Source organism: Nocardia barduliensis, from assembly GCF_013315795.1.
Classification (GTDB): domain Bacteria; phylum Actinomycetota; class Actinomycetes; order Mycobacteriales; family Mycobacteriaceae; genus Nocardia; species Nocardia barduliensis.
Genome location: NZ_JABLTE010000008.1, coordinates 94,503 through 111,866, shown reverse-complemented (window position 1 = coordinate 111,866; position 17,364 = coordinate 94,503). Strand labels below are relative to the sequence as shown.

Sequence of the window (17,364 nt, the reverse complement as noted above, 5' to 3'; positions counted from 1 at the left end):
TCGCGAGCAGGATGGACATTGCGACCGTAGCACCGCGGGGCGTGCGACGACCGGTCGCAGGGCGCCGGTTCGGCGCGGTGCTAGGCCTCGCGCCGATCGGTGTGCTCCTCGTCGAGCTCCACGTCCACTTTGTCCCGCTCGGCCCACTCCAGGAGCGGATCCAGATCGAACACCGCGTCGTCCATGCCCGCGTGCAGATCGCCGAGTTCGGCGAAGCGAGCGGGAACGGTGGACATGGTGAAATCGCGCGGATCGATGTCGGGAATCTCGTCCCAGCGTACCGGGGTCGAGACCGTGGCGGACGGGACGCCGCGCACGGAGTAGGCGGCGGCGATGGTGTGGTCGCGCGCGTTCTGGTTGTAGTCGACGAACAGCAGTTTCGGATCGCGGTCGCGGCGCCACCAGGTGGTGGTCACGTCGTCAGGTGCGCGGCGCTCGACTTCACGGGCGAAGGCCAGTGCTGCCCGGCGCACGTCCTGGAAGCCCTGCTCCGGCGCGATCCGGACGTACACGTGCAGGCCCCTGCCGCCGGAGGTCTTCGGCCATCCGACGGCGCCGAGTTCGTCGAGCACCTCGTGCACCACTCCCGCGACGCGCTGCACCCGCGACCACGGGCAATCCGGCATCGGGTCGAGATCGATACGCCACTCGTCGGGACGCTCGGTGTCGGCGGCGCGGGAATTCCACGGATGGAACTCGACCGTCGACATCTGCACCGCCCAGACGACATCGGCGAGCTTCTCCACGCACAGCTCGTCCGCGTGCCTCCCGTAACGCGGAAAGTACACCCGCACTGTAGGAATCCAGTCCGGTGCGCCCGCGGGAAGCCGCTTCTGATGCACCTTGTCGCCCGCGAGCCCTTTGGGAAAACGGTGCAGCATGCACGGCCGGGCGCGCAACGCGTTGACGATGCCGTCGCCCACGCTCAGGTAGTACCGCACCAGATCGAGCTTGGTCGCGCCGCTTTCCGGGAAGTAGACCCGGTCCGGATTGGAGATACGGATCGTGTGGTCACCGACCTCGAGTTCGATCGCCGACCCCGCGGATTTGCTTGCCACGAATCGACCTTAATAGGCGTAGCCGGATCGGGGGCGGTCCGAAGCGCCGCCCATGGCGATGATCAGGCATTCCCACAGCGGGCGCCTCGAGCCGGTTCCGGTCGTCGCACCGCTCTGGTATGCATACGGATGTGAGCAAGGCGACGCGCGTGACCGTCACACTGGACCCCCAGGTGGCCGAGTGGGCCAGGGAAGCCGCCGATCGCCAGAACCGCAGCCTGTCGGCGGTGATCAACGCCGCGCTGCGCAGCACGCTCGTGCACGACAGCCTGACCGCGCTGACCATCGACGAGGAGGCCGAGCTGGCCGCCGCCTACGACGACGTGACGCTCACCCAGGTCGCCGAAGACGACGCGGGCAGCGCCGCATGAGACGCGGAGAGGTCTGGCGCTACGCCCCGACGCTCAGTGACGGCACTCCTTTCCCGCGACGCATGCGGGTCGTGCTCGTCTCCGACTCGGCGATGATCACCTCACGTTATCGCTGGCTCCAGGTCGTCCCGTTGCGCGACGCCGACCCCGGCCACGTGCTGGCCACCCACACCGAGCACGGCTGGGCCGACACCTTGAAACTGCACCGCGCCTACCGCCCCTGGCTCACCGAACACCTCGGCGTGCTCACCCAGGAGGAAACGGAATCCCTCGACGCACGCTTGCGGGCGACGCTCAGTCTTTGATTACTCGGCTACCGTCACCCTCGCCCTAGCCCGCCTGACCATCGACATATTCGTCCCAGAGTCAACTCTCCCATTTCCGATTAGACTCGTATCCGCAGCTACCGGTCCGGGACGATCTGTCCCCGATGCGGACGCGGCGTGTGAATTGGCGTCACCGCTTTCTCCTCTCTGTTTCGGATGAAACTCATACGACAAGGAGCGGTACATGACTGCACGATCCACGACGATGAATGAGCCGACTCTGCAAGACAAGATCACATACCAGCTGTGCGAGTACGCGAATCTGGTCAACAGCATCAGCAAAGAAGACAGCGACCTGGAAGGGACGCTCTCTCAGAAGATCCAGCAGTGTCTCGACACCAACCAGGAGGTCATCGGAGGGTGGGAGATCGTCTGGGGTCCGGGAGTCGCGCTGTTCGACACCGACTTGTACGCGGTCAACGCCCTGTACATGGTGCGAAGCATCGAGGATCGCTCCAGGTACGTGATCGCCATGGCCGGCAGCAGCGACGCACTGGTGTTCGACTGGCTCATCGAGGACTCCTTCATTCTCCAGACGCCGTGGTTCGCGAATAACGCCGCCTTGCACACGATCGGCACGGCCATCGGGGTGAAAACCCTCATAAATCTCGAGCCCTCCGGCCCTCGCCCCGGTGCCGGTCACACCTTGCCCGAGTTCCTGAGCACGCTCGGCGACAAGGCGATCGACCTGACCGTCACCGGCCACAGCCTCGGTGGTGCCCTATCGCCCACGCTGGCCCTGTTCCTACGCGACACCCAGTGGCTATGGGACAATTCCGAGAAAGCCAGGATCAGCGTGCTCTCGACGGCCGGACCGAGTTTCTGCAATCAGGAATTCGTCACCTACGCCACCCAACGCCTGCAACGAGTGCAGCGCTACGCCAACGACCTCGACATCGTCCCGCATATGTGGAACCCGTCCGACATCGATGGCGCCAAGGCTCTCTACTCCCAGTACAACCGGCCTGCTCCCGATGGCATGGAGGTTGTTTTCGAAGTGCTCGAGTCGCAGGCGTCCGTAGCAGGTCAATACGCACACTTCGACCCCACCAGCGGCGTGTTCCAAGGCACGTTCAACAAAGAAATCGATCAAACGCAAGGCTCGACGCCGGACGAATTGTACTTCCAACAGGTCGGGTACCAGCACATAGCCGGCTACCATGATTTCTTCGAAATCAAAGGCGTCCAGTGGCCGCAGGGCGTCGTAGCCCTCCCGCCGGTCGGCGCCGACACCGTGATGGGCCGCATCCTGGCCACGGCCGGTGTGCCGCGCGGCGATGGTGACGGTGACGGGAAGGTACCGGCGAACCGTCGGCCGGTAACCGTCCCGATCAACGGACAGCCCGTGGAGCTGCCCACCGACCACAACAGCCCCGAAGCCAGGAAATTCGTGGACCGCGTGACCGCCGAGTTCGACCCCACCGCCGCATGAACTGATGCCCCGGGCCCCCGCCACCATGGTGTGGCGGGGGTGGGTCGCCGAACGTCGTCGCTATGTCGGCGTGGCCAGGGCGAAGGGGAGGATGGCGTCGGCTCCGGCCGCTCGGAGTGTGTGGGCGGCGACGGTGAAGGTCCAGCCGGTGTCGGTGAGGGTGTCGACCAGCAGGATCGGGCCCGGCACGTCGGTGAGGTCGGGGACTTCCCACGAGTCGAACAGGCCGGCGACACGGTGTGCGGAATTGGCCGCGGAGACCGGCGGCCGGTCGGGGCGGGTGCGCAGGGTGCCGAGGTCGTGCAGGCGGCCGACCTCGGCGAGGCGGGCGGCGAGGGTGGCGGTGAGCACTGGGTAGCGCGGGGATTCCAGGGCGAGCACCGAGGTCGGGCGAGCCGCCCAGTCCCATTCGCGCAGCACGGCGATGCAGGCGTCGAAGACCGCGTCCGGAACCGGGTCGTCCGGGCCGTCGAGCAGTGCGCGCAGCCGCTGCCCCCAGCCGAGGTCGGTGAGCCTGCCGAGCACGCGACCGGTCTCGGCGCCGCCGGTGATCTTGCCGGACAGCGGGATGCCGAGCTTGGCCATGCCGGTGGGCCACTGCTTGCGCGGTGCGAGATCGAGGCCGGGACGGTCGAGCCGGGCCTTGGTGGCGGCCACCGCGTCGGCGGCCACGGTGCGGTCCGGGCGGCTGCCGGTGCAGTTGTCGCAGCGGCCGCAGCCGGGCGAATCGGCGGGTTCGGTGGACAGGCCCGGGTCGTCGAGTTGGCGGCGCAGGAACTCCATGCGGCAGCCGGTGGTCGACTGGTAGTCGATCATGGCCTGCTGCTCGGTCTCCCGGGCGATGGACAGCCGCTCGTAGCGCTCGGTGTCGTAGGTCCAGGGCCTGCCGGTGGCGATCCAGCCGCCGCGGACGCGGCGTACCGCGCCGTCCACGTCGAGCACCTTCAGCACCATCTCCAGCCGGGAGCGGTTCAGTTCCACCAGCGGTTCCAACGCCGCGGTGGACAGCGCGCGCTCGGAGTCCAGCGCGTCGAGCACAGCACGCACGATGTGCTCACGCGGAAAGGCGACCGAGGCGAAGTAGCTCCAGATCCGGGCGTCCTCCGGGCCGGGCAGCAGGATCACCTCGGCACGATCGGTGCCGCGCCCGGCGCGCCCCACCTGCTGGTAGTAGGCGATGGGCGAGGAAGGCGCGCCGACGTGCACCACGAACCCGAGATCGGGTTTGTCGAATCCCATGCCGAGCGCGGAGGTGGCGATGAGCGCCTTCACCTCGTTGTTCAGCAGCGCCGCCTCCAACGCCTCGCGTTCGGTGGGGTCGGTCTGGCCCGTGTAGGCGGCGACGGTGTGGCCGTGCGAGTTGAGCACGTCGGCCAAGTCGTGCGCGGCGGCGACGGTGAGGGTGTAGACGATGCCCGAGCCGGGCAGCCGATGCAGCTGGCCGCTGAGCCAGGCGGTGCGTTCCACGGCGTCGTCGAAGCGCACCACCGACAGGTGCAGCGATTCGCGGTCCAGCGTGCCGCGCAGCACCAAGGTGTCGGTGCCGATCTGGGTGGCGACGTCGGTGACCACCCGGTCGTTGGCGGTCGCGGTGGTCGCGAGCACCGGGACGTCGGAGCCGAGGTCGGCGATCAGCGTACGGATACGCCGGTAGTCCGGCCGGAAGTCGTGGCCCCAGTCCGACACGCAGTGCGCTTCGTCGATCACCACCAGCCCCGCGTCGGCGGCGAGCCGGGGCAGCACCTGATCCCGGAAGTCCGGGTTGTTCAGTCGTTCCGGACTGACCAGCAGCACATCGACCGCGCCGGCCGCGACCTGTGCGTGGATCTCGTCCCACTCGGTGACGTTGCCCGAGTTGATGGTGGCGGCGACCACCCCCGCGCGCCGCGCCGCCGCCACCTGGTTGCGCATCAGCGCGAGCAGCGGCGACACGATCACCGTCGGCCCGCGCCCGGCCCCGCGCAGCAGCTTGGCGGCGATGAAGTACACCGCCGACTTGCCCCAGCCGGTGCGCTGCACGACCAGCGCCCTGCGCCGCTGGACGACAAGCGCCTCGATGGCGGTCCACTGGTCCTCTCGGAGCGCGGCGCCCGCCCCGGCCAGTTCGCGCAACAGCTGTTCGGCATGCTCGCGCACGTCAGGGGCCGTGAGGTCGATCGAGGACGCGTCGGTGGCCGTGGTCATGGGCTCCATCGTGCCCGACGACTCCGACAGGTGGCGGCCCGCCCGACCGTGGGCGGTGCAGCGCGTTCGCCGCTTCCGGGGCGCGGTGCCCACGTCATCGAAGTCGGAGTCCCCCGTGCGCACCAAGCGGGTTTCGCCTGACGGCGTGGTCAGGCGGGTCGCGCGGTCTCCGCCGCCAGCTCGACCAGCCGGGCGCGCACCAGGTCAGGTCGCTCTTCGTTGATGAAGTGGCCGCAGTCATCGACCAGTTCCAGGCGGTAGTCGTCGGCACGGGCGGTCTTCTCCGACGCGAGCGACGGATGGATCGCCGCGTCCTGGACGCCGAACAGGGCGCGGATCGGGACCGTCGCCCGGCGCCGTTCGCCGCGCCCGGCCGACCGGGGCACTTCGCGCAGCAGGAAGGTGCGATAGGTGTCGGTGGCCGTGCGGGCGCAGACGGGATCGCGGAAGCGGTCCGCGTACGTGCGAGCCACCTCAGGTCCGAATTCCGCGCGATCGCGGACGGCGCGCGGGAAGACGAGCTGCTCCAGGAAGCGGGTATGCCGGTGCAGGTAGGTGCCGAAAGCCGCGACGGCGGGTTGGTAGAGCAGAAACCGCCACGCGTGCGGGAGGAAACCGCGCGGCGTCTGCCACGGGTGGGCGATGTTGAGCGCCAGCAGAGCGTCGAAGCGCTCCGGCGCGCGCAGCACGAGCAGGTGGGCGATATAGCCGCCCCAGTCGTGGCCGATCAGCAGGACGCGGTCCAGTCCGAGCGCGTCCAGCAGCGCCAGCAGGTCGGAGGCGACGTCGTCCTTGGCCCACCGGTGCGGCGCGGGGCCCGACCAGCCGTAGCCGGGCAGGTCGGGCGCGATGATCCGCAGTCCGTCTGGTGGATCGGCGAGCAGGTGCCGGTAGGCGTAGTGATGCTCCGGCCAGCCGTGCAGCGCGAGCACCGGACGTCCGTGCGCCGGACCCGCCTCGGTGACGTGGAAGCGCACGCCACGGGCGGTCACCTTCGACCGTCGCACACCGGGAATCTCCGGCGGTCCTGCCGCCGGGTCGGATTCCGGAGAAGGTGCGAAGAACGTCCGCCAAGGCATACCCGATGGTATCGAGGAGGTTGCCCTCGCGGCGGGCACTCCATGCCGAGGTCCGCAGCGTGTCGATCCCCACCACCTACAGGCCGCGAACTCACGTGGGCGCCGAGGGGACTGCACGGCGAGCGAACTGCGCGCCGGGCGAGAACAATTCGCCCGGCGCGCAGTTACGCGACGTTCAGCCCTTGACGCAGAGCACCTGGCGCAATGTCGCGACCACGTCGACCAGGTCCCGCTGTGCCTCGATGACCGAGTCGATGTCCTTGTACGCGGCCGGGATCTCGTCCACCACGCCCGCGTCCTTACGCGACTCGACGCCCTCGGTCTGCGCGATGAGATCGGCCACGGTGAACTGCCGCTTGGCCGCGTTGCGGCTCATCCGCCGCCCCGCGCCGTGCGAAGCGGACTGGAACGACGCCGGATTCCCTTTTCCGCGCACCACATACGAGCGAGTGCCCATCGAGCCGGGAATCAGCGCGAGATCACCCGCGCCCGCCCGCACAGCACCCTTACGGGTGACCAACATAGGCACGCCGTCGATCAGTTCCTCCGCCATATAATTGTGGTGGCAGCTGATCGGCTGCTCGAAACGCACGCCGCGCTCGGCGAATTCGGCGCTCACCGCGCGGCAGACCAGGGCGAGCATCACCGCGCGGTTGCGCGCCGCGTACTCCTGGGCCCAGGTGAGGTCACGCCGGTAGGCGTCCATCTCCGGCGTGCCTGCGAGGAAGACCGCCAGGTCGCGGTCGGGCAGGTCGACGTTGTGCGGCAGCTTCCGCGCGATCGCGATGTGCCGCTCGGCGAGTTCCTTGCCGATGTTGCGGCTGCCGGAGTGCAGCAGAATCCACACGTGGTCGTCCTGGTCCAGGCAGACCTCGATGAAGTGGTTGCCGCCGCCGAGGGTGCCCATCTGCTTGTGCGCCTTGGACTCGCGTGCCTGCACCCGGTCGTCCAGCGCGCCGAAGGATCCCCAGAAGCGGTCCCAGCCCGCGCGCAGTGTCGCGGTGCTCGCGCCGAGCCCGGCGACCTGGGCGCCGAGCCGGGTGACGTCGACGGCGTCGTGGTGGGCCTGGAAGCCGACCGGTACCGCCGCCTCGATCCGCGTCCGCAGCGAACGCAGGTTGTCGGGCAGATCGGCGGCGGTGAGGTCGGTGCGCACGCTCTCCATGCCGCAGCCGATGTCCACGCCGACCGCGGCGGGCGCAACCGCGTCCCGCATCGCGATCACCGAGCCGACCGTGGCCCCCTTGCCGAGGTGCACGTCCGGCATCACGCGGACGCCGTGGACCCATTTCAGCGCGGCGATGTTGCGCAGCTGCTGGAGCGCGGCCTGCTCGACCTCGTGCTCGTGGGCCCACATCAGCGTCTGCGCCTTGGTGCCGCGCAGCTCGACGGGAAACATGGTCTCGATCCTTTCGTCGGCTTTCATCTCCAACGGTAGGGACCGGGGACCCCCGGCGCACCCGAATATCGAACCGGTCGGAATGCCGGGATGTCAGCGGCCGGTCGGGGCGAGCGCGGCGCGGTAGACGCGCTCCGCATTGCCGTGGGCGATGGCCGCGACCAGCCCTTCGGCGTCGGCGGTGGTGATCGCGTCGTCGGCGATCCACTCGTCGATCAGCTTGCCGAGCCCGCGCCGCCACAGCAGGGCGCCGAGATAGTGCAGCTCCGGAAGTCCGTAACCGTCCGAGGAGTAGCACAGCGCCCGGAACGGAGCGAGTTCCAGCGTCTCGGCGAGCACGGCGCCCGCGCGCTGTCCGACGTACGGGATGGTGAGGCCGAGATCCAGGTGGACGTGATCGAAGACGTGCGCGAGGTAGGCCGCGTGGCGATGGAAGGGCCAGCAGTGCAGCAGCAGCACCGACAGGCCGGTGCCTGCGGTCCGGCGCAGGAAATCGGTGAGCAGCGCCGGATCGCCGCGCCGCAGGCGCAGATCGGGGTCGCCGAACCCGGTGTGGAATTGCAAAGGAATGCCGAACTCGGCGCCGATCCGCGCGCCGAGGCCGACCAGCCAGCCGAGTACCTGCGGATCGGTGAGCCGATGCTCGGGCGCGAAACTGGTCGGCGGATGATCGCGCAGCGGAAAGTCCAGACCGCACCGGTAGGCGACGATCGTCTTCAGCCCCACGGCATGGGCGGCCCGCGCCCGCAGCTCCGCCTCGATCCGCTCGTATACCCCGGACACCGCGCCGACCTGCGCGACGACTCGCTCGGCCACTTCCTCCAGCCGGACGACCTCCCGCACTTCGCCGTCCACCAGACCGGCGAAATCCGCTGTGCCGCCGCCGATCCCGGTATCCAGGAACCATCGGGTCACGCCGGTCGCGCGTAACAGCCGCACGGCGACCTCGCGCGCCCCGAGCCGGGCGCGGTGCCGGAGGTAGACGTCCGGGCTCACCTGGGCGGGCAGGTCGAGTGCCGGGGCGCACCAGCGGCGCACCGCGAGCCCGAGGGCGGAATCGAAGCTTCCGTGCGCGCCTTCGCCGAGCAAGCGCTCGAAGCCGGGCCGGTCGAGCGCCTCGGTGGCGACGCCGTGACAGTGGTGGTCGGTGAGCGGAACACCGTCGGTGAGCACGGTCAGAACCGCCAACGCGTCAGCGCGACGAGTTCTTCGGCGCTCGCCTCGGCGTACCGCTCGGCTTCCGCGCGCCGCACGGTGAGCAGCGCGTCGTGTAGTTCGGCGCCCATCGCTTCGGCGAGCGGCCCGGAGGCGGCGAGCCGATCGGCGGCTTCGGTCGGTGTGGTCGGCAGTCGGCGCACATCCGACATCATGAGCGCTTCGGCGTCGAAAGTCACCGGGTCCCCGGTGATTTCGAGCGGAAGGCGCAGATGTTCGGTCACCCCGGCGAGTCCGGCGGCGATCACCGAGCCGACGATCAGGTACGGATTTCCGGTCGCGTCGAAGCACTTGATCTCGGCATTGGCCGCCCAGCCCTCGGTGCCGCGCACTCCGGTGACGAAGCGCAGCGCGGCTTCTCTGGTCTCGCGACCCCAGCACTGCCACACGCCGGCCCAGCGTGAGGGCTCCAACCGCAGGAAGCTCACGGGATTGCCCGCGCCGACCGCGACCAGAGCGGGGAGTTCGCGCAGGATTCCGGCGAGAAACGCCTCGCCGGTCCGCCGCATCCCGTGCGGACCGTCACCGTGGGCGAACAGCGGCCCCTGCTCGTCGTGCACCGACAGGTGCAGATGCGCGCCGGAGCCGGTGCCGCCGGGTTCGATGCACGGCGCCAGCAGCGCCCGCCAGCCGTGCCGCGCGCTCACCTGCCGGATCGTGTGCCGGACCAGCACGGCCTCGTCCGCGGCGGTGACCGGCTCGGCGGGCTCGACCGACAATTCCAGTTGGCCGAGTGCGTATTCCGGATGGAACTGGTTGACGGTGATGCCCTGCCGTTCCAGCACCGCGACCAGGTCCGCGGCGTACTCGGCGACCTGGCCGAGTCGCACCATGCCGTAAGCGGGGCCGTGGATCGCGGGGGTGAAGCCGTCGGTGTCGTCGGCCCGGCCCACGGACCATTCGGTCTCGAATGCCATGGATATTCCCAGCCCCGCCGCCTGTGCCGCGTCCGCCTGGCGCGCCGCGAAATGGCGCTGGCAGGCGGCGAAGCGGGTGCCGTCCTGGGTGTACTTGTCGGTGGGCGCCCATGCCCAGCCGGGCTGGCAGGCCAGTTCGGTCAGCATGGTCAGATCGGGGATCAGCCGCAGATCCCCGTCGGGACCACCGAGATAGCGCCCGACCGCCATCAGGTCGTCGAAGGCGAAGGTCTCGAAGCACGGGGACACGCCGACGCCGTACCAGGACGCGAGGTCCAGCCGTTGCTTCGGCACCGCCTTCACCCGCGTGATGCCCGCGTTGTCGACGAAGCTCAGCGCGACCATGGCCGCGTCCAGCTTGTCGGTCAGGGCGGTGTCGCCGTCGGCGGGAATGCGATCCGGCGTGGTGGCCATGCCCCCACGATATCGGCGCCCCCACGTTATCGGCTCGGACGCACCGGCAGCCGGGTCGGCGCGCGGCGCTACTCGGCGGACAACGCGGCGGTGATCTCCTCGCGGGTGGGGATCGAACTGCTCGCTCCGAGCCTGGTGGTGGCCAGCGCTCCGGCAGCGCACGCCCAGGTCAGCGCCCATTCCGGCCCGCGATGCCAGGCGGCGGCCAGTGCGCCGGTGAACGCGTCGCCCGCACCCGTGGTGTCCACGACATCCACTCGCGGGCTGGGCCGGGACAGCCGCGCATCGCCGGGCCCGCGATAGTCCGCGCCGGTCGCGCCGCGGGTGATCACCAGGTGCGCGACCGAATCGAGGTCCGCGCCCAGCCGCTCGGCCTCGCCCGAATTCACCACGGCCACATCGACATCGGCCCACAGTTCGGCGGGCAGGCGGCGGACCGGTGAGGGGTTCAGCAGGACAGTCGTGCCGTTGGCCCGGGCGTGGCGCGCCGCGGCGGCCACGGTGCCGACCGGAATCTCCAACTGGCACAACAGGATGTCGGCCGCCGCGATGGCCGCCAGGTCGTGCTCGGTCAGGTCGGTCATCCGCGCGTTGGCGCCGCCGACGACGATGATGCTGTTCTCGCCGCCGCCGTCGACCACGATCGTGGCGACGCCGCTCGGCCCGGCGACGGTGCGCAGCCGGTCGGTCGACACCCCCGCATCGGTGAGTGTCCTGCGCAGTTCGGCGGCGAAGACGTCCGTGCCGATCGCTCCCAGAAAACGCGCATCGCCACCCGCGCGCTGCGCCGCTATGGCTTGATTCGCGCCCTTTCCGCCCGGCACCATCGCGAAGCCGGTGCCCAGCACCGTTTCCCCGGGGACCGGCCTGCGTCCGGTCGTGGTCACCAAGTCCATGTTGATGCTGCCGAGCACCACGATCGCGGGGGCGTCCCATTCGGCCGTCATGTGCCGGACGGTAGTCCCCGGGCCTGCCGCCCGCACGCACCGCCGCCGCCCCGCCCAGCGGGTGGATTCGGCGCCGAACCGGGTGCGTAGGCTGTAGCACATGACGGTAGGAACGACCACCCAGCCGGATGTTCGCGAGGTCGTGCACGAGGCCGCGCACAAGGCCAGGGTCGCGTCGCGGGTGCTGGCCCAGCTGACGACCGCGCAGAAGAACGACGCCCTGCACGCCGCCGCCGACGCCCTGCTGACCGCCGCCGAGCGGATTCTCGCCGCCAACGCCGAGGACATCGCCGCGGCACAGGCGGCGGGCACCCCGGAATCGCTGCTGGACCGTTTGCGGCTGACCAAGGCCCGCGTCGACGGCATCGCGTCCGGATTGCGGCAGGTGGCCGGGCTGCCCGACCCGGTCGGCGTGGTGGTCCGCGGCTCCACCCTGCCGAACGGTCTGGAGATCAAACAGGTGCGCGTCCCGCTCGGCGTGGTCGGCATGGTGTACGAGGCCCGGCCCAACGTCACCGTCGACGCGTTCGGTCTCGCGCTCAAGTCCGGTAACGCCGCCTTGCTGCGCGGCTCGTCCTCGGCCGCCCGGTCCAACGCCGAGCTCGTCGCGGTGCTGCGCGAATCGCTTGCCGCGCAAGACATCCCGGCCGACGCCGTGCAACTGCTGCCGAGCGGGGACCGTTCCAGCGTCACCCATCTGATCCAGGCCCGCGGCCTGGTCGACGTGGTCATTCCGCGCGGTGGCGCCGGGTTGATCAACGCGGTGGTCCGCGACGCGCAGGTGCCGACCATCGAGACCGGCACCGGCAACTGCCACGTCTACGTGCACGCCGCCGCGGACCTGGACATGGCCGAGCAGATCCTGATCAACGCCAAGACCCGTCGTCCCAGCGTGTGCAACGCGGCCGAGACCGTGCTGATCGACGCCGCACTGGCCGACACCGCGGTCCCGCGGCTGACCGAAGCGCTGCAGCGGCACGGCGTCACCATCCACGGCGACCTGCCCGGCCAGGTCCCGGCCACCGACGCCGACTGGGGCGAGGAGTACCTCACGCTGGACATCGCGCTCAAAGTGGTCGACGGCCTGGACGCGGCGGTGGAGCACATCAACACCTGGGGCACCGGCCACACCGAGGCCATCGTCACCGGCGACCTCGCCGCGGCGCGGGAGTTCACCAGCCGGGTCGACGCCGCCGCGGTGATGGTGAACGCCTCCACCGCGTTCACCGACGGCGAGCAGTTCGGCTTCGGCGCCGAGATCGGCATCTCCACCCAGAAGCTGCACGCGCGCGGCCCGATGGCCCTGCCGGAACTGACGTCCACCAAGTGGATCGTCTGGGGCGAAGGCCAGATCCGGCCGGTCTGACCCGGGCCGGGGCGCGGTCGCGACCGACGCCGAGTCGGCGCGGGCGCCGCGCTGCCGTAGCGTGGGGAGTGGTTCGGAAGGAAGGTGCCGGGTGGTGTCGGAGAGCGCAGTACAGGAACCGGTCTTCGCGTCGGTGGACGACGTGATCGAGCGGTTGGCGAGCACGGGCTACCTGGCGGACAAGGCCACCGCCACGTCGGTGTTCCTCGCCGATCGGCTGGGCAAGCCGCTGCTGATCGAGGGACCGGCCGGGGTGGGCAAGACCGAGCTGGCGCGCGCGGTCGCGCAGACCTCGGGCGCGGAGCTGGTGCGATTGCAGTGCTACGAGGGCGTCGACGAGGCCCGCGCGCTGTACGAGTGGAACCACGCCAAGCAGATTCTGCGGATCCAGGCTTCCAGCGAGAACGACTGGGAGGAGACGAAGGCCGATGTCTTCACCGAGGAGTTCTTGCTCTCGCGTCCGCTGCTCACCGCGATCCGGCGGGCCGATCCCACGGTGCTGCTGATCGATGAGACCGACAAGGCCGACGTCGAGATCGAAGGCTTGCTGCTCGAGGTGCTCAGTGATTTCGCGGTGACGGTGCCGGAACTGGGCACCATCACCGCCAGCCGCAAGCCGTTCGTCGTGCTCACCTCGAACGCCACCCGCGAGCTGTCCGAGGCGCTCAAGCGCCGCTGCCTCTACCTGCACCTGGACTTCCCGGACGAGGAACTGGAGCGGCGCATCCTGGCCAGCCGGGTGCCCGAGCTGTCCGCGGCGGTCGCCGCGCAGCTGGTGCGGATCGTGCACGTGCTGCGCGGCATGCAGCTGAAGAAGCTCCCCTCGGTCGCGGAGTCGATCGACTGGGGCCGCACACTGCTCGCCCTCGGCCTGCGCGACCTGGACGACACCACCGTGCGCGCCACCCTCGGCGTCGTGCTCAAACACCAGAGCGACCACCAGCGCGCGCTGGCCGAACTGAAGCTGGCCTGAGCCATGGCGGCGGGATCGGTCCCCGCGGAGGCCGCGCACCTGAGCGCGCCGCACGGGTTGCCGGGGCATCTGGTCGGTTTCGTGGAGGCGTTGCGAGCGCGCGGGATACCGGTCGGGCCTTCGGAGACGGTGGACGCGGGCCGCGTGGTGACCGTGCTCGACCTGATGGACCGCGAGGTCCTGCGCGAGGGTCTGGCTTGCGCCCTGCTGCGGCGCACCACCCACCGCGCGATCTTCGACGTGCTGTTCGACCTGTGGTTCCCGGTCGCGCTCGGCGAACGCACGGCGGCCGAGGACGCGATCGAGATTCCCCGCACGCCCGCCGGTGAGGTCGACATCCCGGCCCTGCGCGAACTGCTCGCGCAACTGCTCACGCAAGACGCGGCGACCCAGCAGTTGGAGGCGCTGGCCGCGCAACTGGTCGAGCGCCTCGGCCGGTACCAATCCGCCAGCGGCTCGTCGTTCTCGGCGTACAAAGCGCTGAAAGAGGTGCAGCCGCACACCCTGCTGGCGAAGATTCTCGCCGGATTGTCCCTCGGGCCCGACACCAGCGATTTCGACATGGAGGTCGCTCGCCGCGCGGCACGGCAGCGGATCGCCGGTTTCACGGCCTCCGTCGAGGCGGAGACCAGGCGGCGCGCCACCGAACGGTTCGGCCGCGAGCGGGTGGCGAGCTACAGCGTCACCCGCCAGGCCGAAGAGGTCGACTTCCTGCGCGCGTCCCAAGCCGAACTCGCCGAACTCAAACGGGGCGTCCAGCGGCTGGCCCGCATCCTGGCTTCGCGTTTGGCCGCGCGACGCAGGCACGCCCGCCGCGGTGAGATCGACCTGCGCCGCACCCTGCGCAAATCCATGTCGACCGGCGGGGTGCCGATCGATCTGGTGAACCGTAAGCCGCGGCCCGGCCGCCCTGACCTGGTGCTGCTGTGCGACGTCTCCGGCTCGGTGGCCGGTTTCAGCAACTTCACGCTGCTGCTGGTGAGCGCGCTGCGCGAGCAGTTCTCCCGGGTGCGGATCTTCGCGTTCGTCGACCAGGTCGACGAGGTGACCCGGTTCTTCGATCCGCACACCCAGCTCGAGGACGCCATGACCAGGATCTTCACCGAGGCTAATGTCGCGGGGCCGGACGGGCACTCCGACTACGGCAACGCGCTGGCCGGATTCGCCAGGGACTTCCCGGACGCCGTCACCAGCCGCACGTCGCTGCTCATCCTCGGCGACGCCCGCACGAACTACCGCGACCCGCGACTGGCCACCCTCGGGTCGCTGGTCGAGGTCGCCAAGCACGCGCACTGGCTCAATCCGGAACGGCGCGACCAGTGGGGCTCCGGCGATTCCGCCGCGGACAGGTACGGCGAGGTCATCGAGATGCACGAATGCCGCTCGGCCAAACAGCTCACCGCGGTCGTGTCCCGGCTGCTGCCGGTGTAGGAGAAGAGCATGGACGACGCCGCGCTGCTGAGCTATTGCCTGGCCAAGCCGGGCGCCTGGCAGGACGAGCCGTGGGAGGGCGACGTCGTCGCCAAGGTGGGCGACAAGATCTTCGCGTTCCTCGGCGCCACCTCGGTCGGCCTCAAATGCGGAGGCTCCCGCGAGGAGGCCGACGAACTGGTCCGGGTGTACCCGGACGACGTGACGGCGTCGGCGTACATCGGGCGATATGGCTGGAACGTCATCCAGCTCGCGGGCGCCGTCCCGGATAACGAACTGTACGAGCTGGTCGATCTCTCCTACGACGCCATCGTGCGCAAACTGCCGAAGTCCAAGCGTCCCACCTGACCGAAAGCCTTCGTTAAGGGAACCTTTGGCGCGCGCCGAAAAGATCGGCAGCCATGGTGAACAGAACGCCGCGCGATTCGGCGGCGGCGCACAACAACTATTCGTTCCAGGTCGATCTGCGCGGGATAGTCGATCTGCTCTCGCATCACCTCTACTCGAGCCCGCGGGTCTATCTGCGCGAGCTGTTGCAGAACGCCGTGGACGCGGTCACCGCGCGCACCCTGCTGGAACCGGGTGGGCCCACCGCGATCCGGCTCACCGTGGACCGGTCCGGCCTGCGGCTCAGCGATCCCGGTGTCGGCTTGACCGAGCAGGACGTGCACCGGTTCCTCGCCACCATCGGCCGTTCCGCCAAGCGTGACGAGATCGAAGGCGCACGCCGGGAGTTCCTCGGACAGTTCGGGATCGGACTGCTGGCTTGTTTCACCGTCGCCGAGACCATCCGGGTGGTCACCAGAACGGCCACCGACCCGGCCGCACCGCCCGTCGAGTGGCTGGCCGCCGCCGACGGCACGTACTCGGTGCGCTCGCTCGACCCGAGTGCGCATCCCGAGCCGGGTACCACGGTGTGGCTGGCTCCGCGCGGGGGAGCCCAGGCGTGGTTCCAGCCGCAGCGGGTGATCGATCTGGCGCGTGAGTTCGGGTCGCTGCTGCCCTACGAGGTGACGGTGGAGGCGGACGGCGCAGTGACGACGGTCACCGACGGCGTTCCGGTCTGGCGTCGGGCATATCCGACGCAGGCCGAGCGCCGGGTCGCCCTGCTCGACTACGGCCACCGCACGCTGGGCTTTCCTCCACTCGACGTGATCGAACTGGACGCCGGTCCGGCCGGTGTGAGCGGCGTGGCGTATGTGCTGTCCCAGCCGGGGAACCCGTCGGAGAGCAGTGCGCATCGGGTGTATCTGAAGGGGATGCTGCTGGGTGACGCGGTGCGCGGCGTGCTGCCGGACTGGGCGTTCTTCGTGCGCTGTGTGCTCGACACCGACACGCTGCGTCCCACCGCGTCGCGGGAGGGACTCTACGAGGACGAACGGCTCGCCGTGGTCCGGGAGGTGCTCGGCGACCGAATCCGGGACTGGCTCACCGAGATCGCCGCCGAACAGCCGCAGCGGCTGGCCGCGTTCCTGTCCGTGCACGCGCTCGGGGTGAAGGCGATGGCCAGGCACTCCCTCGACCTGTTGCGGATCATGTTGCCGCACCTGCACTTCGAGACCACCGACGGGCGGGTGCCGCTCACCGAGTTCGCCCGTGGTCACCGCACCGTGCGGATGACCGCGACGGTCGAGGAGTTCCGTCAGGTGGCCGCGACCGCTGCCGCGCAGGGGATCGGCGTGGTGAACGGCGGCTACGCCTACGACCGCGAGCTGGTCGCGCAGCTGCCCCGGCTGCTGCCGGGCGTCGAGGTGGTGGAACTGGACGCCGACGCGATCACCGCGGCGCTCGACCCGGTCGACCCGGGCGAGGAACTGGCCCTGGTGCCGGTGCTCGGCGTGGCGCGCACCGCGCTCGACCCGCTGTCCTGTGACGTGATCCTGCGCGCTTTTCACCCGGTCTCGGTGCCCGCTCTCTACCTCGACGGCCGCGCCGCACGCAACGAACGCGCCAGGGCGCAGACCGCCGAGGGCGCCGACGAGCTGTGGACCGAGATCCTCGGCGCCTTGGCCGTCGGCACGCCGCGCGCGCAACTGGTGCTCAACCACCACAGCCCGGTCGTGCGCAGACTGGCCCGCATCGGCGATCCGGGCTTGCTGAAGACGGCCGTGGAATCGCTGTACGGGCAAGCCCTGCTGATGACGCATCGTCCGCTGAGCGCGGCCGACACGGCACTGCTCAACCGTGCCTTCGGCGAACTGCTCGGCTGGGCCACGCAACGCGCCGCGGGCCGCGGCGAAGAGACGGAGTGA

Annotated in this window: 15 protein-coding genes; 8 read left to right on the top strand and 7 right to left on the bottom strand. The window is 69.9% G+C overall.

The genetic code is table 11. From position 1 onward, the window contains the following. Positions 1 to 80: 80 nt before the first annotated feature. Entirely contained in the window at positions 81 to 1,058 is a 978-nt protein-coding gene (gene ligD, locus HOV91_RS06115) for a non-homologous end-joining DNA ligase (RefSeq protein WP_174184458.1), read from the bottom strand. A 149-nt stretch (positions 1,059 to 1,207) separates the two neighbouring features. On the opposite strand from ligD, the gene HOV91_RS06110 reads away from it, so the two are divergent. The 3 genes from HOV91_RS06110 (at position 1,208) to HOV91_RS06100 (ending at position 3,187) form a co-directional block, all read left to right on the top strand. Then, positions 1,208 to 1,429, top strand: a complete 222-nt coding sequence (locus HOV91_RS06110; protein WP_312884488.1) for a hypothetical protein — start codon at positions 1,208 to 1,210, stop codon at positions 1,427 to 1,429. Next, positions 1,426 to 1,734, top strand: a complete 309-nt coding sequence (locus tag HOV91_RS06105) for a hypothetical protein (RefSeq protein ID WP_043721637.1) — start codon at positions 1,426 to 1,428, stop codon at positions 1,732 to 1,734. Before HOV91_RS06110 ends, HOV91_RS06105 begins: the two co-directional genes overlap by 4 nt. Before the next feature lie 205 nt (positions 1,735 to 1,939). Beyond that, positions 1,940 to 3,187, top strand: a complete 1,248-nt coding sequence (locus HOV91_RS06100; protein WP_174184456.1) for a lipase family protein — start codon at positions 1,940 to 1,942, stop codon at positions 3,185 to 3,187. A 60-nt stretch (positions 3,188 to 3,247) separates the two neighbouring features. On the opposite strand, the gene HOV91_RS06095 is transcribed toward HOV91_RS06100, so the two are convergent. The 6 genes from HOV91_RS06095 to HOV91_RS06070 form a co-directional block, all read right to left on the bottom strand. After that, positions 3,248 to 5,371, bottom strand: a complete 2,124-nt coding sequence (locus HOV91_RS06095; protein ID WP_174184455.1) for a RecQ family ATP-dependent DNA helicase — start codon at positions 5,369 to 5,371, stop codon at positions 3,248 to 3,250. 149 nt (positions 5,372 to 5,520) lie between these two features. After that, positions 5,521 to 6,378 (bottom strand): alpha/beta fold hydrolase, encoded by an 858-nt coding sequence (locus tag HOV91_RS06090; protein WP_312884487.1) that lies wholly within the window; start codon positions 6,376 to 6,378, stop codon positions 5,521 to 5,523. Between the two features lie 247 nt (positions 6,379 to 6,625). Continuing rightward, positions 6,626 to 7,849 carry an RtcB family protein gene (locus HOV91_RS06085; protein ID WP_174184453.1) on the bottom strand — a complete coding sequence of 408 codons (1,224 nt, stop codon included), beginning with the start codon at positions 7,847 to 7,849 and terminating at the stop codon, positions 6,626 to 6,628. A gap of 93 nt (positions 7,850 to 7,942) precedes the next feature. Beyond that, a complete protein-coding gene (locus HOV91_RS06080) occupies positions 7,943 to 9,037 on the bottom strand; it encodes an amidohydrolase family protein (protein WP_246349870.1) in 1,095 nt (364 codons plus the stop codon). Next, positions 9,025 to 10,395 (bottom strand): type I glutamate--ammonia ligase, encoded by a 1,371-nt coding sequence (locus HOV91_RS06075; RefSeq protein WP_174184452.1) that lies wholly within the window; start codon positions 10,393 to 10,395, stop codon positions 9,025 to 9,027. The genes HOV91_RS06080 and HOV91_RS06075 overlap by 13 nt, the downstream gene beginning before the upstream one ends. A gap of 68 nt (positions 10,396 to 10,463) precedes the next feature. Continuing rightward, the gene (locus HOV91_RS06070) at positions 10,464 to 11,342 is read right to left on the bottom strand and encodes a ribokinase (protein ID WP_174184451.1); all 879 of its coding nucleotides are present in this window, start codon (positions 11,340 to 11,342) and stop codon (positions 10,464 to 10,466) included. Between the two features lie 100 nt (positions 11,343 to 11,442). On the opposite strand from HOV91_RS06070, the gene HOV91_RS06065 reads away from it, so the two are divergent. The 5 genes from HOV91_RS06065 to HOV91_RS06045 all read left to right on the top strand — a co-directional run bounded on the left by HOV91_RS06065 (position 11,443) and on the right by HOV91_RS06045 (position 17,364). Beyond that, positions 11,443 to 12,708 carry a glutamate-5-semialdehyde dehydrogenase gene (locus HOV91_RS06065; RefSeq protein WP_174184450.1) on the top strand — a complete coding sequence of 422 codons (1,266 nt, stop codon included), beginning with the start codon at positions 11,443 to 11,445 and terminating at the stop codon, positions 12,706 to 12,708. 91 nt (positions 12,709 to 12,799) lie between these two features. Then, entirely contained in the window at positions 12,800 to 13,681 is an 882-nt protein-coding gene (locus tag HOV91_RS06060) for an AAA family ATPase (protein ID WP_174184449.1), read from the top strand. 3 nt (positions 13,682 to 13,684) lie between these two features. Further along, positions 13,685 to 15,112 carry a vWA domain-containing protein gene (locus HOV91_RS06055; protein WP_174184448.1) on the top strand — a complete coding sequence of 476 codons (1,428 nt, stop codon included), beginning with the start codon at positions 13,685 to 13,687 and terminating at the stop codon, positions 15,110 to 15,112. A gap of 9 nt (positions 15,113 to 15,121) precedes the next feature. Next, on the top strand, positions 15,122 to 15,460 hold the full coding sequence (locus HOV91_RS06050) for an MmcQ/YjbR family DNA-binding protein (RefSeq protein WP_174184447.1): 339 nt from the start codon (positions 15,122 to 15,124) through the stop codon (positions 15,458 to 15,460). Positions 15,461 to 15,513: 53 nt separating this feature from the next. Continuing rightward, positions 15,514 to 17,364 carry an HSP90 family protein gene (locus HOV91_RS06045; RefSeq protein ID WP_174184446.1) on the top strand — a complete coding sequence of 617 codons (1,851 nt, stop codon included), beginning with the start codon at positions 15,514 to 15,516 and terminating at the stop codon, positions 17,362 to 17,364.